Source organism: Clostridium sp. BNL1100 (genome assembly GCF_000244875.1).
Classification (GTDB): Bacteria; Bacillota; Clostridia; order Acetivibrionales; family DSM-1351; genus Ruminiclostridium.
The window spans coordinates 3424207-3448079 of record NC_016791.1; the positions used below are offsets into that span (position 1 = coordinate 3424207).

A 23873-nucleotide genomic window follows, 5' to 3' on the forward strand; every position below is an offset into this window, starting at 1 on the left:
TTTAGTTGCTTGGAAGCTTACTTACCATACCAAGCAGGAATTTTTTCAAAATTGCAAGGTCAAAAGCATTTACTTCATTGTCTAGATTAACATCCAAATTTTTAACATAGGCATGGTCGGCAGCCATAATATATTTCTTTAAGCCTGCAAAATCAAGTGCATCAACACTTCCATCGTTGTTATAGTCTCCATATACAATTACTGGATCAGGCTCAGTTTGTGGTTCGAAAGCATATTTTAGCATTCCATCCATAATTTCAGGGAACTTAAACTGGCAGTTTCTTCTATCAAAGAAACCAAATAATTCTCCAGTACCCGAGAAATTATTGTTATCCCACAATACGCATAATATACCACGTGCTTTAGCTTGTGCAACATAATAGGACATATATTCTACTCTTGTCTTCAGATTGTTCTTATCTACTGCTCCACATTCACCGATTATTGCAGGAATACCCCTGCTTGTATACTTATTGTAAATATTATCCATAAACCAAGTAACTTCACTTTGATCTTTTGAATCATTTATATTCCAAGCATTTGTACCTCCATCAGCCATTGCCAACCCTGCAAAATTCCAAGGTACGTATGCATGTACCGATACGATTATTTTATTATTATTACCTGAATCATTTGGCATTCTGAAGTAATCGTTTGTTGCTCCGTCAGGAGATGCAACATATCCCGGACACATTAGATATCTGCTTGCATTTTTTCCACCTGCTGCACGTACTGTATTAACGAAATCCTGATTAAGTTGATTAATACAATTAATAGAATCAATAATATCTGAATTTGTCAGATCAGGCCACCACTCATTAGCATGTCCTACAAGACGAGGCTCATTCATTCCTTCAAAAATAAGATGTTGATCGTAGTTTGCAAACCTAGCAGCAATCTGTGCCCAGACACTAGTTATATATTTCTTAGAGCTTGTTAAATATTGACTGCTTGGGAAATAACCTTTTACTTTGTCAACGTCATGATGTATGTTTAAAATGACATACATTTTATTATCTATACAATAATTTACTACTTCTTGAACACGATTCATCCACGCATCACTGATTTTGTAATCTGAACCACTTACGTGTGGATGCCAGGATACAGGAATACGAACAGTATTGAATCCTTTTTGCTTTATTGTATCAATCATCTGCTTAGTTGTTTTGATACCGCTCCATGATGTTTCATAATCCAATTCATTAGTAATATTTGTACCGTTATAAGCATCAAATGTATTACCCAGATTCCATCCAAGTCTTAAACCTTTTACAAAATTCATTGCATCATTATTCGGAATGTTCTTTTGTGGAATCTGAAGATTCGGAATAAGTGAAGCATCATACGCATTAGCATTTTGCATTGGCAATAATGCTGTAAAAATCATTAGAAAACACAGTAAAAAAGCTATTGTTTTTTTCATTAAATTTGACCCCCTTGATTAATAATAGTAGTAGTAAGTAATGCAAGTCCACATTGGAATAACAATGTGTTTTTCAAGCTTGAGTTAAGAGGTTTAATTTAAGTTGCTGTATTTGAATAAGGTATGTGTAACATACAAATTGACGTTAAGAGCAAAGTTACGCATATTATGAATTAAAACCTAAAGACGGGAAATATGAAAGTGCATATATAAATTCCATAAGGTGCTGTATTTTCTTACCTCATACAAACTACTTTGTCCCCCCTTTCAAAATACCGTTATTCTAAAGATTACCTCAAAAATTACTTTAATCGTATAGTAAAGAATTGTAGAAAATTACAGTAAATTACTGTTCATATTATACTTTAATATAACTCACTATTCAATTAGTTTTTATTTTAGAAAAGTGGGAAAATTATCTTTTCCCACTTTCCCCTGAATCAAAATGTTATCTTATTTCCGCACCCGATGGCATTGGCTTTTCAGGTACCATAAGTGCAAGTTCTCCATTTTCATCCTCTGCACACAGTAACATACCCTCGGACAAAACTCCCGCCAGCTTTACAGGCTTGAGATTTACCAGTACCATTACCTTTTTACCAACCATCTGTTCCGGCGTATAATGTTTCTTTATACCTGAAACTATCTGTCTTATCTGTCCACCTATTTTTACCTGTGAGCATAATAACTTCTTGGATTTTGGAACCTCTGCACATTCCACTATTTCGCCAACCTGGAATTGCATTTTTGTAAAATCATCATAGGCGATTTCTTCCTTTGGTTCAATCTCTATGACATTTTCATTTTTTTCTTCCGCAACAGGTGCAGGAGTTGTTTCAGGTTCGTCTTTTTGCCCTGCTTTTTCCAGTATATCCTTTATATCCAATCTTAAAAACAGAATTTCAGGTGTATCAGTAACCTTTGTTCCTGATTTGTATTGTCCGTAAACCTTCATATCCTCTATTGGCCTGATACCTGTATTTAACTGGGCAACTATCTTTTGTGCAGTCTCAGGCATGAATGCTTCCAATAAGCTTGCTCCGGTCACAATGCTTTCTACCAGATTGTACAATACTGTTTCCAGCCTTGGCTTTTTGTCTTCGTCCTTTGCAAGTATCCAAGGCATTGTTTCATCAATATATTTATTACAGCGTTTAAATAATGAAAATATCTCTGAAAGTGCATCTGCAACTCTCAATTTATCCATTTTTTCAACTACTGTTTCAGGTGTTTTTAGGGTTAATTCAATGAGTTCATTGTCGATTTCTTCCCTCACATTTGAATTATTTACAACACCTGAAAAATACTTGTTGCTCATAGCAATTACACGGTTAACCAGATTGCCAAGTACATTGGCTAAGTCTGAATTTATACGTTCAGTAACCAATTCCCAGGAAATTACACCATCATTATCAAAGGGCATATCATGAAGAACGTAGTATCTGACTGCATCTACTCCGAAAATGTCAACCAGTTCATCGGCATATATTACATTTCCCTTTGATTTACTCATCTTGCCACTGCCCATCAGCAGCCACGGATGACCAAATACCTGCTTGGGAAGCGGAATATCCATAGCCATAAGCATAATAGGCCAATAGATTGTATGGAACCTTAAAATATCCTTGCCTATCAGATGTAAATCCGCAGGCCAATATTTATTAAATAATTCATCATTATTTCCGTCAACATCAAAGCCCAAGCCTGTAATATAGTTGCTCAGTGCATCAAGCCACACATATACAACATGCTTGTCATCAAAGTCTACAGGAATTCCCCATTTGAATGAGGTTCTTGAAACACACAAGTCCTGTAGTCCCGGCAGTAAAAAGTTGTTCATCATTTCATTTTTTCTGGACTCAGGCTGAATAAATTCAGGATGTTCATTAATATGCTTAATCAAACGATCCGCATATTTACTAAGCTTCAGGAAATAAGCCTCCTCTTTTGCAGGATGACATTCCCTTCCGCAATCCGGGCATTTGCCGTCCACTAGCTGTGAAGCAGTAAAAAATGCTTCACATGGAGTACAGTACATTCCTTCATAGTGTCCCTTATAAATATCTCCCTGCTCATAAAGCTTCTTGAAAATTTTCTGAACCTGCTTTTCGTGATATTCATCGGTTGTACGTATGAATTTATCATATGTTGTATTCATTAAATCACAGATACGCTTTATCTCTACAGCAAAGTTATCAACGTATTCCTTGGGGCTGATATCGGCTTCCTTGGCTTTCAGCTCTATTTTCTGACCATGCTCATCAGTCCCGGTCTGAAAACGTACATCGTACCCCTGCATTCTTTTAAATCTTGCAAAACTATCAGCCAATACTATTTCAAAAGTATTACCTATGTGAGGTTTACTGGATGTGTATGCAATAGCCGTAGTCAAATAATAAGGTTTTTTTGACATTTTTACTCCTCCTGATTTACTATCTATCTTTTTTTAAAATAAAAAACGCCTTTAAATAATAATTATTTAAAGACGAGAAAACTCGTGTTACCACTTTAATTTACTTTTTGCCTCACGGCAAAAGCCTTAACAACTGCAATAATACAGCATGCACTATAACGGGTGTTCCCGTCGATACCTAAAGCCGAAATACCAGCCCTCAGCAAAGAAGCTCCAAGTCCATCTTCAGCAATTTCACGACTCCCCTGTTCTCAGCACTCCCAAGGTTCTCTGTAATCGTTACGTCGCCTACTCTTCTCTTCATAGCCTGTAAAACACTATTAATATTAGTCTAAAGCCAACACGATTAGTTGTCAAGGGGATTAGCACCATAATAAACAAGCTCGCCAAAAGGCGAGCTTGTTTAAATATACTCATTTTAAATTCCTTATGGTATAAACTGCTCCACGGTGTTTACAGGCTTTCCGTTATTTGTTCCACCTATTGCATAAATTGAACTATTGATAGGTACGATGGATAAATAACTTCTCTTCATAGACATTTCAGTCTTTAGCTTCCATTCGCCTGTTACCGGATCAAAAACTTCAACAACTCCCAGGTCTCCCTCGTTATTGTAACCGCCTATTGCATATATAATGTTATTAAGCTGGCAAACTCCCAGAGCACGTCTTGGAACCTGCAAAGAAGTTTTTGTTTCCCATTTGTCTGCTACGGGATTATAACTTTCAACACAGTTTAAAAATCTATTTGTAGAGTTGAATCCTCCTACTACGTATATTTCCCCGTTTACAACAGCAACTCCTGCGGTATCTCTCGCTGTAGGCATAAGAGCCTTGGTAACGGTTGACCATTTGTTACTAACAGGATCATACTCCTCAACAATTCTAAAATATCTTGTACTATTGCTTCCACCTATTACATAGATTTTACCATTTACAGCTGCAGCCACGGCTCCCTGTCTCATTGTAGGCATATCTGCTTTCTTTGTCCATTTATCTGTAACGGTATCATACATTTCAACAAGCCCTAAGTTTTGTGAACCTACTTTACCACCTATTACATATATGTTTCCGTCTATTGAAGCAACTGCCATACCCTGTCTTGGCCCACCGGGCATACTTGTTTTGGTTGTCCAGGTTTTTGTTTGAGGATTAAATTCCTCAATGGTATCTGAAAGGACACCGTCACTCTCAATTCCACCAATTGCATAAATTTTCCCGTTTACATTAATTACAGCCGCCTTGCTCTTAGAAGATTGCATGACTGGTTCTGAATACCACTGATTAGAAAAATGTTTTAAAATTTCATCTATTCTGGTCTGGAATTGATTTCTTTCATTGTCCAAACGTGCAGGTAGATTATTAACGTCAAGCTGAACTTCATCCAATGCCTTCTTTATAGGTTCCAATGAGCTTATATTAGGCAGCATATTTTCCAACACAGTTAATTTAACGTCAATTCCTGCAACAATAATTACATCCTGTGCCTTATTTATTCTTACCTGCAAAGATTCTTTTACCGGGCCAGCACTTACTTTAGGCATCAGATTTTTAGCAGAATCAAGGAGATTTTGAGTCTGTTGAATTATTTCAGAAGATCTTAAGTTAGGTAGCTTTGCTTCTACTTCTTTTAAAATACGGTCTATTTCAGCAGCATAGTCTATTGTTGAAGCAATAATCATATCTGTCCAGTCACTGAAGCCTTTTGAATTAACTGCCCTCACTTTATATTGGTGGGTACTTCCTGGAATAAGACCCCCATGAAGATAATTAGTTACATCCTTAGTATTAATAATATCCCCATCAACTTCCAGTTCGTAAAAAGTTGAATTTAGTGATGGTGACCATGAAACATATATCTCCGTACCTCCAGTTACTTCCGCTTTCAAATTCTCCGGTTTTTGAGGTATATCATCAGGCACCGAAAATTCAGTAACAGTTACCTTTATCGTATCCGGCTCCGAATCTCTGAACCCATTATTAACTACAAGAGAAACTTCGGTAGTTCCAACAGGTAATTTTATTGTTGGCTGGATACCCTCTGCAGTTTGAGTTCCGTTATTCCAACTCCATTTATATATAAGCTTGTTTCCGTCAGGGTCACTTGATTTTGAACCATCAAGGGTTACATCTGCATCAATAGCTCCCAGTAAAGCCTTAACGTTTATATCCTCACCGGCATTAGCTGTCAGAACACCCTTTTTACCTTCAATTCTCAATTCCTTGAGTACAGGACTAGTCGAGTTTGCAGTACTTAGTTTTGCCTCTATCATTAAAAAACGTCCGCTTACATTTGAAATAGGCATTCCGTTTGATATAGCTGTAGATGTTTTTCCTGTAAGTTCTTCAATAGTATTTGCGGCCTTTACACTTACTGCTATAGCAGTATTTTCAGGAGTATCCTGGTCCCATGAAACACTTGACCATGTGTTTTGTTCGTTTCCACCATCATGTGTAACAACCCAGGTACCGTCATGAGCAGTGACATTTTGAAGGTTATAGCCTGTCATATCACTATATGTATATGGTCCTGCACCTACAGCATATTTGCCTATTATTTTGCCAGTGGTATCAATTTTAAAAGTATTGTTTGAGCTCTGGCAGGTTACCCATATGTATCCTTCACTGTCAACACCTACTCCTATGGGAACCGAACCCCCGTTGTCACCTATATTTACGGATGAAAGGTATTTCCCTGTGGAGTCAAATTTATCAACCCAGTTGTTTCCTGAACATGCCATCCATATGTTGCCGTCTCTGTCTACAGCAACTCCCCTGCCTATATTTCCATTTCCATAATGGTATGTATATGCCCCCGTACTAGGGTTAAGCCTTATTAATGCACTTCTATCGTTGCTATCTTTAGTTGGACAGGCAGCCCAAACGATTCCATTTTTATCAACAACTATTCCATAAGGACCTTTTCCCACATCGTAACTTTTTAAGAAAGTATTTGTATTAGTATCCAAACTGTCAATTCTTAATGGAGTTCCGTTTCCTGATGACCATAAAACTCCATCCTTGTCTATGGTAGCACCGTATGGATTAGACACTGTACTTACTGATATCCCGGTAAAACTTCCGTCTTCGGGATTCAGCACAACATATCTCTTTTCGTAATATAATCCAACCCATATTCTCCCCTTTTTGTCTATTGCTAAAGCTCTTGGCCAGCAATCAGAATTATTTCCTACTGGGGCATACGCAAGAATCGCTTCGTCCTGTCCCCATGGAAGAATTTCATTAGCATCTATTTTGCCATTTCCATCAAGATCAGTAGACGTATCGATCTTACCGTTTTTATTTTTATCTATACCACCTGTCATTGCTATCTTGGTAACCGAGCCGGTACTTCTGTTACCTACCCAACAGTTACCATCCTTATCAACTGCGGTACGAGATGGGTTTGTACCGCTTGAACTACCTGTGCGATAGCGGGCAACTTCCCTGCCTGTCCTTGTATCAAGTTTTGATACTGTTCCCTCGGTAGCATTGGCAATCCAGATATATGGGAAAACTTCAGCGTACTTGTTCAACTGCAGTTGGTCAGGCACTTCAGTATGATTAACACCTTTTAAAGCTCCCAAATCAAAATCTGCGTTTGTTGTATAAGTGGAACTCACCGTATCAAGTACTTGGAAAGAATCACTTCTGGTAAAGAGTTCCTTCCCATCATAATACAACACTGCCTTTACTTTATATTCTGATGGTTGTGCAACAACAGGCAAAAAACTTCCAAGTGGAATGGTATTTTCACCTGTTTTTAAAATAGAAGTAGCTTCTTGTGTATATATTTCATAGCCGTTTGTATCAAATACGCTAACAGTTGCCTTGACAGGTTTATTTATATTGGCTGCACTGCAATTTATATAAAAATCCAACTGCGGTTTAACAGGCTTGTTTATAATACATGCACCGGGAGTTATTTCTATTTCGCACTCTCTTATTTCTAATACTGGTTTAATGTTAAATTGTTTTGATTTAATTTCCTTTATTTCTCCCTGACTATCTTTGAGTACAACTTCAGCCTGATAAGTCCCTTCTGTGCTCATTGAGCTGTTCCAGGAAAATCCTCTTATTGCATTTGGTGAAAGATTAATTCTTAATCCGTCCGGGGTAATTACTGTGGCATAAACCTGGACGTTGCGTCCTGTATATTCAGGTACTATTTCAACCTGATCTTTTGGAGAAAAAGTTTCAGTGGCAACACCGTTTGAATAAAGTTTTATGTCATTAATGGCAGCTGTCAATTGAGACTTTTCTTTATATAGCACATCAATGGCAAGAGCCGTATCGTACGGATTGTTATTCCAACTGCCGTTTGAAGCCTGCTTACTCATAAAGTAATCGGGCATGGTACTTACAAGTTCCGGCTTATCCTTACAAAGACCCAAAAATGCCAAGCAACTGGCTTCTATACTCCCCCAGCTTTTGTCCGCATATCTGTGGGAAACGAGCCAATCGCAAGCCTTTTGCAGTTCTACTGACATATTAATTCTTGTCCTGCTTTGATATTCTGTCAAAAAAGACCTTACTAATCCTGTCATTTCTACACTGCCTGTGTTTTCACCTTTGATCATACCCCAGCTTCCGTCGGGATTCTGATTTGACAGCAAATTATAGGCTGCCTTTGTTACTTCTTTAGTGTAGACGTCCTGTTTCATCAAAACAGATGCAACCAGACATGTAGTCAGATTATCTGTAGCACCTCCGTTTACAGTTCCCCAACCTCCAAACTCAGCCTGTGAACTAACCAATTCGGCTATTTTATCGGCATTTTCAAAGCCGGAAACGGCTAAGTATCTGGCCAGATCTGTGTTGTTCTTCGGTGAGTTGCTAGTTAGCCAATTGATTCCTAATTGACTGTTTTGATTATTTAAGTCATATTTTTTTAAGATTTCAACAACCTTAGACGTAATTCTGGCTTTTGTTTCTGCAGTTTCGCCCCATGAACCGTCACTATTCTGGCTGGACATAAGCCAGTTCACGCCAGAATTAATAGTATTGTCCATATTCTCCTGAGCCAGTACATTTGTAATTCCTGAAAATAAACTTACAATTATAAAAACTATGGCTATTAAAGCACTTATAACTCTTTTCATATTGTATTCCTCTCTTTGTAATCAACATAAAAGTAAGCAAACGTAAAAATTTTGTTTACATTCACTTACTTTTACTTAAACTTATTTATTCTTGTCAGATTTCTTACGTTTTTGTTTACCCTTTGATAGCAATAAATTTCCGCAACTTGATCCTATAAACAATTCATGTGTATCAGTGGTAAATCCAAGTTCGCCCTCTTGAAGAATAAATTCTTTCAGCTCGGATTCACTTCCCCTTCGTATACATATAAGGGTTTTATTATTTTCCATTTAAAGCACCACCTTAGAAAGATCCACCGTCAATTTTTCCGATTGTCAGTGTATATCCGTTTTCATCGTCGAATATTATTGAATCATTATCAATATTTACACTAACTCCATTGATGTCTACGTTTATTCCATGGTAAGGCTTTACAGACACGGAATCTTCATTTACTTCCACACCGTTTCCGGCACCGACATCAATGGTTATAGTATCCAGCGAACCGCCTCCAACAAGACCTTTCCCGGCTTCGACTGTCTGGTTTGCACCTCCGGTTACAACCCATTGGTTTGACAAATTATATGTATAATTCTTGTTTTGATCTTCTACATACACGGCCCAACCTGTTGAAGGTACATAGAAATCCCAAGAGAAGCCGTTCCAATCAGCAATCTGGCCTTCTTTTCCACTAAATAACCCTTCTGCTTCAGCAGAAATAATATATCTGTCGTGAATTTGTGGATTCGCAGGTACAGTCCTGACATTTAATGATTTGACACTATCCTGCCAGTCTAGGCCCTTTATTGCATTAAAAATTTCAGTTTTAATTTTTTGAGCAGACCAAAGGTCAGTAGTAGCAAACCCTGAATCATTTATTTTTCTGTGTATTTCAGGATTGTCTATGTGCTCCTTTATTTCTGCTGCAGTTTTTACATTCTTACCATCAGAAACCTTGTTCACATGACCTTCCGTAAGATCCTCAGCCCTGACTTTTTTATAGTTTATACCGTCTTTAATATCATCCAGCGTACCTTTTAGTTCCCCAACAGAATAGTTATTAATCTTATACCATGTCGAACCGTCATCATAATAAAGAGTGCCTCTGTCGTCTCCCGAAATCACAAAATAGAATCTTCCACTGGTTGATGGTTCTGGACGGTTAGCAAGTGTACCTTTCATTGCAGCGCCCACTAAAAAATTCAGAGTACCATCACCTACATAGACCTCTTTGGTATCCGTACAGAAACCAAGTTCACCAAGCTCCAATGCACCATAATTGATCAGTTCGCTTTTGGTACCTTTTCTAATAATAATTTTTTGAGTCATTGAAATACCTCCTAGTTTTTTGATTTTACTCACATTATTAAAAGTAATATGAATGCCTTATATTACAACCTATTTTTTACATATTTAGGTTCAATTAGTACCCAAGTTACATCCAGCAACTAAAAAAAGAGTATCGCTCCTACGAAAACGTAGTTTTACGACACTCTTTTTAGAATATACCGCTTACACGGCTACCTTCTGCTCGTCAATTAATTGCTTATACTTTAGTTTTTATGGGATTATTTTATCTGTTTATTGTATGATACGGACATGATCTTATATGATCATCCACCATACCGATTGCCTGCATAAATGAATATATTATAACAGGACCAACAAATTTGAAGTGTCTCTTCTTCAAATCCTTGCTTATTTCTTCTGACATGGGAGTTTTTGCAGGAATTTGTTCATCGGATTCCGAAATATTTATCTGAGGGCGATAATCAACGTAACGCCACAGGTAATCTGAAAAACTTACAAACTCTGTTTGTATTTTAAGTACTGCTAAGGCATTGCTTCTGACAGACCTTAATTTCAAGGGGCTTTTAATAACATTATATTCATTTTTGATATTTTCCAGTTCTTCATCGCTCAGCGTTGAACAATACCGGATATCGAAATTCCTAAAAGCTTTTTTATATTCTTCTCTTTTCGATAGTACGATACTCCAGGATAATCCGCTTTGAGCCCCTTCCAAAGTAAGCATTTCAAATATATATGAATCATCATAACTTGGTCTGCACCATTCGTTATCGTGATATTGTTTCATAATAGGATTATTGCCGGGCCATAAACAAGCACTCATAGAAAACCCTTTCTTTTCATAGTTTAATTTTTATCTATAAATAATCCAGTGCCACAACTTTCGGATATTCGGATAAATTATCTGCATTTATTGTAATCTCATTACCAGGGTACCTTTTACCGTCCATTTTTTCCAGAAAACTTTCCGGCTCTGCCAATTCAAAAGTCAGATGATCTGTCTTATAGTGCATTGGAATTGAAATCTTGGGATTAATTGATTTAATAACTTCTATTGCCGTATCTCCGTCAATTGTGTATACGCCACCTATCGGAAGTAAAAGCACATCTACCTTTCCGATTTCCTTAAGCTGTTCTTCAGATAAAACATGTCCCAAATCTCCCAAATGACAAATAGTCATACCATCAATGGAATAAATGAATACTATATTTTTACCCCTTTTTGTACCACCCAATTCATCATGAAAAGTTGATATTCCTTTTATACCTATATCTCCGTGGGTAAAATCACCTGCATCTTTTATATGCTTAAAACCGCCCTTCACCGCCCCAACATTGTCATGGTCATAATGATTATGACTTACTGTTACAATCTCTGCCTCTGTATGCGGAAGAGGATAACCCACCTTTTCATCAAAAGGGTCTGTCAATATCCTTGTACCATTATCCGAAGTTATAAGAAAACACGAATGTCCAAACCATTTAATCTTCATATTTATCCTCCTATTTAAACTAAGTTTTATACATATTTTACTATAAATTCACCAGAGTTTAAATAAAATTGGAAAAGACCTCCTTCATATGATTACATACGATAAGAGGTCTTTATTTAACATTTATTATTAATAAGTAAATACAGAAGCTTGATAGTTATAATAAGATGCACTATCTCCCGCTACAGCAAACAGGTATTCATGATTGGCTACACCTGTGAAGTTGTAATATTCAGATTTATCTTTTATTGCCAGATTTCCTTGTCTTATAACCTCACCAGTGGTCATATCCCATATGTATGTATAATAGGTTACAGTATTTGATATCTGTGGTATGAATACTAACCTAAGATTACCGGTTGTAGTACACTTAAACGTAAAATAATCAACATCGTCTCCAGAACTTAATTTTCCTCGGAAAGGTATACCCATTTGAACTATGTTTGCTTCTTCAGGTGTGTTGTTAGGTTCAGACTCCAAATTCTGAATTGCTACTCTAGTAGGAGTTGCATTTAATGCAGCTTGGTAATATGTATCAGATTCCTTGTCTCCGGTTACAAGGAACTGATATTCGTGATTGGTCTCACCTGTAAATTCGATATTTTCTGTTAGGCCTATGTTTGTTAAATATCCTGCTCTTATAGTTTTCCCACTAGTTATATCCCACAAATATAAATAATAATTTACAGTATTTGATGTCTGTGGAATGAATACTAACTTTATTTTACTAGGTTCAGTACATGTATAACTATAAAAATCAGTATCACTTCCAGAACTTAACTTACCAAGGAAAGGACTACCTGCTTTAATTATGTTTGCATTTTCTGCGGAATCATTGGGTTCAATCTCAAAGTTGCCGATTGCAGTGCTTGCAAATGCCGGTTGTATAATTAAAGTAAGTGTCAAGCACAAAATAGTACATATAGTTATTAACTTTATTTGTTTTTTGCTAATCATATATTCTCCTCTTATACTTTTTTAATTATGTATCACTTTGTACAAAATGTTAAACATATATCAAATGTTAGATTACCAGTAAACCCCAGTCAATTAACATTTATCGGAAAAAATTAAAATATCCCCCAATATACATGAATATGCAACTATTATCTCTGTTTTAGTAACTTATAAAAATTAATAAATATTTCCCAGGATATTAATAGATTATTACTCTCCAAATGATAATTGTTATCATTTAGCTTGACTTTTTTAAATAGCATATGCTATATTTTATAAAGTTAGCACATGCTAACCATATTTGAGCCAAATCAAAATAGTAAATTGAAGGAGGTGTTTTTAATAAAGAACAAACAATTATTTGAGATAAAGGGAATCTATTTCACCGCAGTAGTTACCTTGCTTGCTGCCATCATTTTCTCCCTGTGTTTCTCGGCATCGGTAGGCCAAGCAGATGTTCCTCTGAAACAAACTTTCAATATTCTGGTTAACAAAATTACAGGCGGTGCTTTCGGTTCTCTTGAAAATATACCAAAAGCCTTTGTTAACATTGTCTGGCAGGTCAGAATTCCAAGAATTCTTTTTGCTGTTTTCATTGGAACAGCTCTTGCGGTAAGCGGTGCCGTTATGCAAGCTCTGGTACAGAACCCTCTTGCCGACCCGTACATATTAGGTATTTCGTCCGGTTCCTCTTTAGGAGCCACATTTGCTATTTTAATTGGCTTCGGTGGAGGGACAATTTTTTCACAGTTTGGTTTGACATTTGGTGCCTTTTTAGGTGCAGTGCTTGCCTCTATGGCAGTTTTATTGCTATCAAGTGTGGGGGGTCGGATGACATCAATGAAGCTGGTGTTGTCAGGTTCGGTTATTAGTGCCTTATTCAGTTCATTCTCAAGCATTATTGTTTATTTTTCCAATAATGCGGAAGGTATGAAAAACGTTACCTTTTGGGCTATGGGAAGTCTCGCTTCATCAGGCTGGAGTAAGATACCTGTTCTAGCCCTTGTTGTAAGCATCGTAACCGTATTTTTTCTATTTCAGCATAGGATACTCAATACCATGCTTTTAGGTGATGAGGCTGCAACGACACTAGGTATCCCTCTTTCAAAGTACAGAAGATTTTATATGCTGCTTACTTCTCTGTTAACAGGAGTTGTTGTTGCTTACTCCGGAATGATAGGCTTTATTGGTCTTATTATACCTCATATTGTCAGAGGCTTTATCGGTTCTGACCACAAACGTATGCTACCTATGACTGCATTAATAGGCTCTCTGTTTTTAATCTGGGCAGATGTGTTCTCCAGAATAATTGTAGAAAATGTTGAGCTGCCAATCGGTATTATTACCTCCATCATAGGAGCACCAATGTTTATCTATATTATTGTAAAAAAAGGATATAATTTTGGAGGATAGTATGGAACTTAACGTTAAAAATCTTAATGTATCAATTAATAAGAAAGAAATTGTAAAAGATGTTTCACTGAGGGTAAAAAACAAGCAATTTGTGGGGATTATCGGTGCAAACGGCTGCGGTAAATCCACCATGCTTAAAAGTATCTACAAAAGTCTGAAACCCCAAGGAGGTTCAGTGTTTTTAGATAATGTTGATTTGCTGAACACCCCCCCAAAAAAAGTATCTCAGAAAATGAGTGTTGTAGGCCAGTTCAATGAAATTAGCTTTGACCTGACTGTTTTTCAAATGGTTATGCTTGGACGAACCCCTCACAAAAAGCTTTTGGACTCCGATACCAAAGAGGATCTGGACATTGTCCATCAGGCAATACAAAAAACCAATCTGACAGAATATGTGAACAGAAGCTATTTAACACTATCGGGCGGAGAGAAACAGCGTGTTATTCTTGCCCGGGCAATTGCACAGCAGCCTTCTTTTTTAGTATTAGATGAACCTACCAATCATCTTGATATACGTTATCAACTGGAAGTACTCCACTGTGTTAGAAATTTGAATATTGGTGTACTTGCTGCATTGCATGACTTGCAGATGTCAGCGGAATATTGTGATTATATTTATGCCATGAAAAAAGGCAAGATAATTGCACATGGAAAACCCAAAGAGCTTTTTACAGAAGAACTTGTAGCGGATTTATATTATGTTAAGTGCAAGATTTATGAGAACCCGGTTTCAAAAAATTTAAGCTTTGTATATCAAATTTAAGGAGAATCTTTATGAAGAAAATAACAACACTTTTTACAGCAATAATAATGACATTAACCTTTTTTCTGACAGGCTGTGGAACTGAACCTGCTGCACAAAATTCGGCTTCAACCGCTGATTCTAAAGAAACAACCACTTCTTACCCCCTGATTGTTAAAAACTATACTAAGGCAGAAGGAGGTACTGAATGGCTGGAAAAAGATATCACATTTGAGAAGGCACCCGAAAGAATAGTAGCTACAACACGTACCGCCGCTGAGTTTTTAATTCATCTTGGTCTGACGGATAAAATTGTTGGTGTGGGCGGTGTTTTCGGTATACCTGATAAATCTGTATCGGAAGAATTCAATAAGCTTACCAATCTTGGCAAGTCATATATCAGCAAAGAGGTTGCAATGAGTGTAAACCCTGACTTTATTTTCGGAAGGGGCGGACTTTTTGACAATGCAGACTGGGGTGTGGGAACCGTTGACGCTTTGAATGAAATGGGTATAAATACATATGTAATGGAATCTTCCATAACCGGAGGTACATTCGAGTCCATATACAAGGACATTGAAATGATAGGTAAAATTTTCGGTGTTCAGGAAAAGGCACAGGAATTTGCTGATAAATTAAAGGCACGACAGAAAACGGTACAGGATGCCCTGAAGGCTATAAAGCAGGATAAAACTTTTGCATACATACACTCAAGCGAACCTGAAAGTTTATCCATTTATGCTGCCTACAACGAAACCTTCTTTAATGACATGTTCCGAATGCTTAAACTCCAAAATGTATTTGAAAAAGAGCAAGGCGAAATCAGTGTTGAAGCCTTAATTGAGCAGAATCCCGATATTCTTATGACATTGCACTGGGACACTGAAGGAGAAGCTGCAACTCAAAAGGATGAGAATGCCACCATTAATAATATTATAACAAACCCAAAGCTTGAAAGTTTAGATGCTGTTAAAAATAAGCAGGTGTTTGTAGCCAACTACAACCATTTATTTGGCTATAGCTATCAGAGTCTGGACGGTCTTGAAAAGCTTGCAAAAGAGCTTTACCCTGAGCTGTTCCAATAGTAGTTCTTCAAAAATGGGGCTGCTGCAAAACAGAAAGTTTTTCTGTTTTGCAATAGTCTCATTTTTGTTTATTAAGGACTTTATCCAACCATTTTTTATTATCCAAATACCACTGTATGGTTTTTTTGAGTCCTTTATCGAAATCAACCGATGGATTCCACCCCAACTTTTCCCGGATTTTTTTAGTACCGATGCTGTAACACAGGTCTGATGCCTTTCTGTCCTGTACATGCTGAATCATATCTTCACGAACTTCGCCTTTTATATAAGTTAAAATCTTATCTACCACAAACCGGTTATGATCTTTTTTCTCTGTAGCTATATTGTAAACTTCACCGGGTTCACCCTTATGTAAAACCAGGTCTATTGCCCTGCAATTGTCTTCAACATATAACCAGTCCCTCTGCTGCATCCCATCACCATATACCGGAAGTTTGCGATTCTCCATTGTATTATGTATCATCACCGGAATCAGCTTCTCCGGGTATTGATACGGGCCGTAATTGTTTGAGCTTCGAGTAATATTGACAGGAAGCCTGTATGCATCCCAATAGCATTTTACATAGAATTCAGCAGCTGCCTTGCTGCAAGAATATGGATTATGAGGGTTCAAAGGAGCTTCTTCAGAACAACATACAGTACAGGAACCATATACCTCATCTGTGGATATTTGCAAAAACCTGACACCATTAATATATTCATTCTCCCTAATTTCCCAGGCTTTTTTGGCAACATCCATTAAGTTTACGGTTCCCGTTATATTGGTTTCGATAAATTCCATTGTGTTGGTCATGGAGCGGTCTACATGGCTTTCTGCTGCAAAATTGACTATATAGTCAATTTTATGTCTATTAAATATCTCTTCTATTTTCTCTTTATCACATATATCACAGCAATAAAACTTATAGTTTGTGTCATTAATTAAGGCTCCTGTTAAATTATCCGGGTTACCAGCGTAAGTGAGCTTGTCTACATTAATTATATAAATATCTTTGTGGTTTTTTAACATATACCTGATAAAATTAGAACCTATAAATCCTGCTCCGCCAGTTATTAAATAAGTTTTCATACTAAATTCTCCTTTTACAATTATAATTTAGCATAAAGGTCTTTATATAGAAAGCAGATATTCATTAATCAACAGAAAAGCAACTATAAGTATAAAGTTGTCTTACTGTTTTTAAACTTATATTTTTATAAAACATCCTTTAACCTTAATTAAATACAGACGGATAAAAGAAAATCCATATAAAAATATAGTACGAAAAATTGGGTGGAAGCTATATGGAAAAAGTGAGAGTGCTGCGAAACTTTTTGGGATGGCACAGTCATAGGCATTAACTAATGCTGGGAATGATATAGTTGCAACTATTAATGGAGAGAAAATTACTAAAAAAGGCTTTGACACATACAAAGTAATGATAAATAGTGAAAATAAGTTGTCAGATAAGGAAATATTGGACAAAATAGTTGAGAGCCACGTAGTTTATATGCAGGCTGTTAAGGAGGGATTTCACGTATCTGATCAACAGGTTGAAGCTGCTATAAAATCAGCTCAGGAAGCAATAAAGATGGACAGTAAACAATATGAAGCATTTAAGGAATACCTTAGCGGGTTAAAAATTAGTGAGAATGAATACTGGGAAAGTGTTAAACCTGCTTATAAAAAGGCTTTGATACGCGGAGCTTATAACAATGCATTAAAGCAAAAGTTTAATAAGGCTAAGATAGAAAATAACAATGAGCATAATTCTAAATTCTCTGAATTTTATAAACAAAAAATAAAAGACTTAAAAAGTAAGACTAAAGCAGAGTCATTTTTAAAATAATATAACAAAAAACCATGTATAAGGTGAGTAGCCCTATATACATGGTTTTTTCTTAATTTACATTTTGTTATTCATTGCAGGTCTTTTTAAACAAAGCAATTGTTTCTTTCATTTTTGGAATATCCGTATGAAGCTTAAGTACTGTACTTCCCACAAAAACACCGTCAGCTCCTGCTTCTTTGGCCATTTTTATGTCTTCGGGTGCATATATGCCCACACCGCAGTATATCTCCCTTTTTATTCCTAGACTCTTCAAATGATCTATACAATCCTTGAGGGTTGGGAATTTAGGATTAACGTTGTTGGTAGTTGGCTTTGCCTGCATGTACACAAATCCGTTGGACTCAACTGCCGCCTTAATTTCATTTTCATCCATGTGAAATTGAACGTAGCAGGAAATTTTTATACCGTTAGCAATAAGCTTGCTTTTAACTTCCTGATTGTCTTTTCCTACATAGATAAGATCCATCATATTGTTATCAACACAGAACTTAATAAAACGGTCTACCCCAATCTCAAGAATTGTATTTTCATAGGACAATAATATAAACTTAGTATTGGGATGGCTGTTTTTAATCTCTACAATTCCATCCATGTACTTTTCGTAATCATTGCAGGCTGCAAGAGCCTCTTTCATTCTATTTGCGATATATTCCCCTTCAAGGTAAGGGTCAGAGGAAGGAAAATCCACCTCAATAATGTCACAGCCTGCGTCAATATAGTCCTTAGCCATCTCTATGCTTGACTCTATTGTTGGGTATCCGTTGGATAAATAACATATTAGTTTCACATTAAGCCTCCATAAGCCTTACGGCATAATCATTTTTTACTCTACTTTCCCGGCGGTACTACTTATTCAGGTTAGAGTATATTAATTAGTTTACATAAAATGCTTTGATATGCTGCAAATTCACCAGAATAATTTCATACCAACCAGGAAATTCGAGTTGTTTTTTAAGCTCTATATACTTTAATAAATAGTTCCTTGAGTTGTTCTATTGAAGGAATAACAGGATTAGTTTTTGTACATCCGTCCTTTAGTGCCATTTCAGCCATTGCATCCAACTCATCTGTATATTTCTTTTCATCAGGTATTAGTTCTGCAAAATGACTTGGAATTCCAATGGATTTATTCAGCTCACGAACCACATTTACTAAGTTTTCTGCCCCCAGCTCTTTTGCCAAATCATCATAGGAATTCTTTGCATCGGAATTATGTGAATTAAATTCCATTACATAAGGCAGTATCACTGCATCAGCAAGTCCGTGTGAAATTCCGAAAAAGCTTCCCAACGTATGTGCCATAGAATGAACTATTCCCAGTGAAACGTTGGTAAATGCCATTCCTGCAGCCATAGATGCATTAATCATAATTTCCCTGCATCCTATATCACTTCCTTGACTGCACGCCTTTGGGAGATTTAATATAATATCCTTTGCTGCATTCTTCGCAAATATATTGCTAATATAATTTGCTCTGTTTGAAACAAGTGCTTCCAGTGCATGAGTTAATGCATCCATACCTGTTTCAGCCGTAATTTTTGCAGGCATCGTAACAGTAACCTCCGGGTCGCAAATTGCGATATCCGGCATCATTTCCATATTTCCTACTCCATATTTTATATGGGTTTCGTCATCTGTAATTACCACAGAACGGCTTACTTCACTTGCTGTACCACTGGTCGAAGGAATGCATACAAGAATAGCCTTGTTCCTTAGCTTTGGTACTGTGTTTGGAGGTACAATGTCATTTAGGGTTGTCAGCTCAGGGTGTTCATAATATACCCACATTGCTTTTGCTGCATCCATTGCAGACCCACCGCCCAGTCCCACAACTATATCAGGCTGGTACTGTTTCATCACCTCTGCACCATTGTAAACCGTACTGAATAGTGGATCAGGTTCCACACCTTCAAATACCCGACTTTCTATTCCGGCTTCTTTTAAGTAATCTATTGTTTTTTGCAGAATTCCACTTTTTTTCATGCTTGAGCCACCGGTTACAATTACCGCCCTCTTCCCCGTCAGGGCTTTGAGGTGTGCAAGTGAACCTGCACCGAACATCAATTGGCTTCCGGCAAGTTTCATTGGTCTCATCATATACATTCAGTCCTTTATTTTTAATTTACATTATACATTCAATGCATTAATTAACTCTGTGCAAAGTTCCAACGAAATAGGGTTTTTTATATTTCCGCCCTCTTTCAGGCTGGAACCGACTATGGCACCGTCTGCAATGCTAAGTTGCTCTTTTATATTGCCTGTTTTAACGCCGCTTCCTGCAATTACGGGTATATTGGTTACTTTCTTTACCCTCTTTATGATATCTATTGGAGTCTCAACCCCAATGTGAGTACCTGTTACAATAATTGCATCCGCTCCGCATGCTTCCGCAGCTCTTGCAGAATCCTCAATGCTTACATGTGTAAGTACCATGTGTGTGTGCTTAACCTGAATATCTGCAAGAATTTTCACATTTTCAGCGCTAAGATTCTTTCTGAATTTCATGGCTTCTCTGGCACAAGGCTGTATAACTCCTCCGAAAAATTCTACTGTATCCACAAACACAGGAATTCTGACGAAATCAGCTCCTATTGCCTTTGCTATAGATAATGCGGTTTTGTAATCATTCATTGCCGCATCAATACCGATAGGAATATTGACATTTTGAGCAACGACAGCACTTATAGCTGCAAGAGCACATGACTGTTCAATGTCAAGATTTACTCCGAACACATTGTCACCCATATTTTCAATTATAATGGCATCCATTCCTGCCTTTTCAAGTGCTATTGCATCCTTTACAGCCTGGTCGGTTATTTTTTTCATTTCACCGCAAAAGTCAGGTGTTCCGGGCAGTGCGAGACAATGTACCATTCCTATTACTAGAGCTTTTTCTTTAAATTCTAATCCCTTCATTTAGAAGCCACCTCCTTATCATATATAACAAGTCCATCCATTGCGATTTTGCACAAATCAATTTCTGATTGTTTTCTTGCATCTCCTTTCAGAAAATCCTTCAGGTTTTCAAGAACAGTTGTCATTGTAACAATGCATGCCTTTATTCCCATCAGATTTGCGAGGACCAGCATACAGCTTGATTCCATATCCACAGCGGAAATATTGTATTTCTTGAGAGCAGTAAAGGTTTCACTCATATCCCTTTGCATTTTTTCTGAAAGACGTGAATCTCTCATCTGACTGTAGAAACCGTCCATTGTGCAGGATAATCCGTTTACATATTCTCTGTTGTTATTCAAAGTACTTTTATTCATACAATTAATTAAATCAATATCTGCTACCGCAGGATAAGATACCGGCACATAAGTTTTGCTGGTAGCTTCCTCTCTCATTGAACCTGTAGGTATAATCAACTTGCCAAGCAAATCATCCTTTAAGCCCATTGTAGTTCCCATGCGTACCGCTACTTCCATACCGCACTGGTACATTTCCTCCATTGCAATTGCAGCCGATGGCGCACCTATTCCCGTTGATGTTACCGTAATCCGAACACCTTTGTAATAGCCTGTATAGGTGTTAAATTCTCTTGCAAATGCTATATGCCTCACATCTTCCAACTGGCTTGCAACTGTCTCAACTCTCCAGGGATCTCCTGAAAAGAGAACGTATTTTGCTATATCTTCTTCCCGTGTTTTTGAGTATAAAGTCTCCATTCTATATATCACACTTCCTCTTTTATAAATTTATCGAATCTCTCAAGGAATTCCTGTTCAGAAGGAGCATTAGTGGTACACCCAACCTTTTCAATGATAAAGGATGAAAGTACACTGCCAAGGCTGCAACAGTCCTTTATGCTTCTGCCTTTGAGATAACCGTACAGGAAGCCCGCCATAAACGCATCTCCAGAACCGGTGGTATCCACTACCCTTCCAAACTCTGCTGCTGTTATCCTATGGGATAAGATTCCGTTTTCTGTCTTTTGGTAATAAATGCTCCCCTTCTTGCCCAAGGTTGTTACTATAATCTGTGCTGCTGTCTTATCAAACAACTCCCTGATATCATTGAGTTCGAAAACCCTTTGTATCTCTCCCTGTTCACCTTCATTGCAGAATATTATGCTGCTGGAGGAGAGAACCTCTTTAAAGAATTTTTCAGGGAAAGCGTCAAAATCACATTTCATTCCAAAAACCAGAGGAACTTTTTCAGCCATACACTGTTTGTAAAATTCAAGATTATCTTCATATGATCCAACAGTCATAACACCAATCTGTGACTGTCTGAAAAACTCCGGATTCATTCCTTTTGCATACTTTTTGTCCATAGCTCCGGGATAAAAAATCGTAACATGGTTATTTTCCGAATCTGCAATAAGGTAGCAATTTGAAGTTGTTTCGTTAGGAACTATCTCGACCGCATCCATGCATACGCCAACATTTTGGAGATGATCATAGAATCCTGTCTCCCTGTAGTCATCTTCGCCTACTCTGATAACAGGAAGAGCCTTCATATTAAGCTTTGCCAAAAGATAAGCAATATTAGTGGAACAGCCTCCGTACTGAATCCTTGCATTATCACTGTTTTCTACCAGTGAAGTATATCCGTATCTTAAAGGAGTTGTTGTTTTTATAATTCTGTCCAAACTGACATATCCGTTTATTACAACATCATATTTCATCAGACCATCTCCCCTTTATCCAGGAGATTAAAAAGCTCCTGTGAAGTCACTACTTTGCCTAAATATTTTTTTATGTCTGTCAAGTGAACCTGATTAACCGTCTCGTCATTGGTTGCTACACAATCTGATACCACTATAGGAGTATAATCCAGGTAATAAGCATCTGTTACTGTTGCTCGGATACAGCAATTTGTTTTAGTACCAACAATTATGACATTTTGTATCTTATTTTCTCTTAGTACCATGTCAAGGTCAGTACCAAAAAAACCGCTGTAGCGTCTTTTTTTAATTACATAATCCTTCACAGGATCAACCGTTAGCATTGGATCTATTTCATCTCCCCCGGTGCCTTCGATACAGTTAGGACGCATGTTAATCAGATTTTTATCGAATTTATCCTTCCTGTTGCTGTGCCTCAGAAAGATAACAAGCATATTATGTTTCCTGCATTCATCAAGAACCTTTTTTATTCTTGGTAATATTTCAAGGTTTTGAGGGTAGAACACCAACCCTTGGGGGTCAGTAAAATCCTTTACCATGTCTACTATAATGAGTGCTGTATTATTCAAGCTTAAACCCCCTTATATTAGTACGTCGTTTCTCAATAGCCGATACCGCAAACAGTACTATAACAATCATCAGGTATGGTACTATTTCAAACAGGCCTGATACCGGGCCTGCAAATAAAGCAAGGTTTATGGCCAATGACTTTGCAAGTCCGAAAAGAATTGCGTACATAGCAGACTTAATCGGCTTGGCTTGTCCGCAATATATTGCTGCTATGGCGATAAAACCTCTTCCTGCTGTCATATTGTTGGTAAACAGGGCCATTCTTTCAACCGCCAGGTTGGCACCTGCCAAACCGCAGAGAGCAGCTCCTATAAGTACGGCAATATACTTTATTGCAGCACTGTTGATACCAACAGATTTTGCAGCTTCTTCATTCTCACCAACTACCCTTACGTAAACACCGAATTTCGTGTTATACATAATTACGGTGACAACAGCAATGAGTATAATACTTAAATAGGTAATAGCTGTGTGTCCGCTTAAAAGTGAATTTAGTACGGGTATATCCTTTATAACGGGTATACTTATTTTTAAGCCTGCCGTGTTAACAATAGAACTGACATTGATATTAGCCATTTCCATGTACTTAAGAACAAATGAACTTAAGGCTGCAACAAAAATATTTATACCGAAACCTGTAATAATAAAGTTACTTTTCATTGTGATTCCAAAGAACGAAAAAATTAGCCCCAAAACAAGTGTACATAAAACACTTATTAAAACTCCTAACCACAAGTTCCCCGTAATCAGAACAAACAGTGTACTACTGAAAGCACCCATAAGCATCATACCTTCAAGTCCAATATTAAGGACGTTTGCCTTGTGTGCAAATAATCCACCCAGTACGGCAAGAATCAACGGAGCACTATGATAGATCATGTCATACAAAATGTTATTCAATAAGCTCATAATCATCT

20 protein-coding genes are annotated in these 23873 nt (G+C 37.2%); 4 read left to right on the forward strand and 16 right to left on the reverse strand.

What is annotated here, in order from left to right:
• Position 1: 1 nt before the first annotated feature.
• From CLO1100_RS14465 to CLO1100_RS14500, 8 genes are all read right to left on the reverse strand, one after another.
• Positions 2–1426 (reverse strand): cellulase family glycosylhydrolase, encoded by a 1425-nt coding sequence (locus tag CLO1100_RS14465; RefSeq protein ID WP_014314506.1) that lies wholly within the window; start codon positions 1424–1426, stop codon positions 2–4.
• A 448-nt stretch (positions 1427–1874) separates the two neighbouring features.
• Positions 1875–3839: a methionine--tRNA ligase gene (gene metG, locus CLO1100_RS14470; protein WP_014314507.1), complete on the reverse strand. Its 1965-nt coding sequence runs from the start codon at positions 3837–3839 to the stop codon at positions 1875–1877.
• 427 nt (positions 3840–4266) lie between these two features.
• Entirely contained in the window at positions 4267–8940 is a 4674-nt protein-coding gene (locus CLO1100_RS14475) for a kelch repeat-containing protein (protein ID WP_014314508.1), read from the reverse strand.
• 81 nt (positions 8941–9021) lie between these two features.
• On the reverse strand, positions 9022–9210 hold the full coding sequence (locus CLO1100_RS14480; RefSeq protein WP_014314509.1) for a hypothetical protein: 189 nt from the start codon (positions 9208–9210) through the stop codon (positions 9022–9024).
• A 13-nt stretch (positions 9211–9223) separates the two neighbouring features.
• The gene (locus CLO1100_RS14485) at positions 9224–10249 is read right to left on the reverse strand and encodes a DUF2793 domain-containing protein (RefSeq protein WP_014314510.1); all 1026 of its coding nucleotides are present in this window, start codon (positions 10247–10249) and stop codon (positions 9224–9226) included.
• Positions 10250–10493: 244 nt separating this feature from the next.
• The gene (locus CLO1100_RS14490; protein ID WP_014314511.1) at positions 10494–11054 is read right to left on the reverse strand and encodes a DNA-3-methyladenine glycosylase I; all 561 of its coding nucleotides are present in this window, start codon (positions 11052–11054) and stop codon (positions 10494–10496) included.
• 34 nt (positions 11055–11088) lie between these two features.
• Complete coding sequence (locus CLO1100_RS14495; RefSeq protein ID WP_014314512.1) at positions 11089–11724, reverse strand: MBL fold metallo-hydrolase; 636 nt, start codon at positions 11722–11724, stop codon at positions 11089–11091.
• Between the two features lie 129 nt (positions 11725–11853).
• Positions 11854–12681 (reverse strand): hypothetical protein, encoded by an 828-nt coding sequence (locus CLO1100_RS14500; protein ID WP_014314513.1) that lies wholly within the window; start codon positions 12679–12681, stop codon positions 11854–11856.
• A 333-nt stretch (positions 12682–13014) separates the two neighbouring features.
• Here CLO1100_RS14500 and CLO1100_RS14505 point away from each other — a divergent pair, with 333 nt between their 5' ends.
• Genes CLO1100_RS14505 through CLO1100_RS14515 form a run of 3 tightly spaced genes read left to right on the forward strand, consistent with a single transcriptional unit; the run spans position 13015 to position 15921 of the window.
• Entirely contained in the window at positions 13015–14094 is a 1080-nt protein-coding gene (locus tag CLO1100_RS14505; protein WP_242836582.1) for an iron ABC transporter permease, read from the forward strand.
• 1 nt (position 14095) lies between these two features.
• On the forward strand, positions 14096–14857 hold the full coding sequence (locus CLO1100_RS14510; protein ID WP_014314515.1) for an ABC transporter ATP-binding protein: 762 nt from the start codon (positions 14096–14098) through the stop codon (positions 14855–14857).
• Between the two features lie 11 nt (positions 14858–14868).
• The gene (locus tag CLO1100_RS14515; RefSeq protein ID WP_014314516.1) at positions 14869–15921 is read left to right on the forward strand and encodes an ABC transporter substrate-binding protein; all 1053 of its coding nucleotides are present in this window, start codon (positions 14869–14871) and stop codon (positions 15919–15921) included.
• Between the two features lie 58 nt (positions 15922–15979).
• Here CLO1100_RS14515 and rfbB read toward each other — a convergent pair whose 3' ends face one another.
• Complete coding sequence (gene rfbB, locus CLO1100_RS14520; protein WP_014314517.1) at positions 15980–16990, reverse strand: dTDP-glucose 4,6-dehydratase; 1011 nt, start codon at positions 16988–16990, stop codon at positions 15980–15982.
• A gap of 289 nt (positions 16991–17279) precedes the next feature.
• Between rfbB and CLO1100_RS14525 the strand changes: the two genes are divergently transcribed.
• On the forward strand, positions 17280–17750 hold the full coding sequence (locus CLO1100_RS14525) for a SurA N-terminal domain-containing protein (protein WP_083826378.1): 471 nt from the start codon (positions 17280–17282) through the stop codon (positions 17748–17750).
• Between the two features lie 67 nt (positions 17751–17817).
• On the opposite strand, the gene trpA is transcribed toward CLO1100_RS14525, so the two are convergent.
• From trpA to CLO1100_RS14560, 7 genes are all read right to left on the reverse strand, one after another.
• A complete protein-coding gene (trpA, locus tag CLO1100_RS14530; protein ID WP_014314518.1) occupies positions 17818–18540 on the reverse strand; it encodes a tryptophan synthase subunit alpha in 723 nt (240 codons plus the stop codon).
• A 164-nt stretch (positions 18541–18704) separates the two neighbouring features.
• On the reverse strand, positions 18705–19850 hold the full coding sequence (locus CLO1100_RS14535) for an iron-containing alcohol dehydrogenase (RefSeq protein ID WP_014314519.1): 1146 nt from the start codon (positions 19848–19850) through the stop codon (positions 18705–18707).
• A 30-nt stretch (positions 19851–19880) separates the two neighbouring features.
• Positions 19881–20669 carry a BtpA/SgcQ family protein gene (locus CLO1100_RS14540; protein ID WP_014314520.1) on the reverse strand — a complete coding sequence of 263 codons (789 nt, stop codon included), beginning with the start codon at positions 20667–20669 and terminating at the stop codon, positions 19881–19883.
• Positions 20666–21424, reverse strand: coding sequence for a nucleoside phosphorylase (locus CLO1100_RS14545; RefSeq protein WP_014314521.1), 759 nt, complete (start codon positions 21422–21424; stop codon positions 20666–20668). The genes CLO1100_RS14540 and CLO1100_RS14545 overlap by 4 nt, the downstream gene beginning before the upstream one ends.
• An 8-nt stretch (positions 21425–21432) precedes the next feature.
• The gene (locus CLO1100_RS14550) at positions 21433–22386 is read right to left on the reverse strand and encodes a PfkB family carbohydrate kinase (protein WP_014314522.1); all 954 of its coding nucleotides are present in this window, start codon (positions 22384–22386) and stop codon (positions 21433–21435) included.
• A complete protein-coding gene (locus CLO1100_RS14555) occupies positions 22386–22955 on the reverse strand; it encodes an isochorismatase family cysteine hydrolase (RefSeq protein WP_014314523.1) in 570 nt (189 codons plus the stop codon). The genes CLO1100_RS14550 and CLO1100_RS14555 overlap by 1 nt, the downstream gene beginning before the upstream one ends.
• Complete coding sequence (locus tag CLO1100_RS14560; protein ID WP_014314524.1) at positions 22948–23865, reverse strand: ABC transporter permease; 918 nt, start codon at positions 23863–23865, stop codon at positions 22948–22950. The genes CLO1100_RS14555 and CLO1100_RS14560 overlap by 8 nt, the downstream gene beginning before the upstream one ends.
• Positions 23866–23873: the final 8 nt, after the last annotated feature.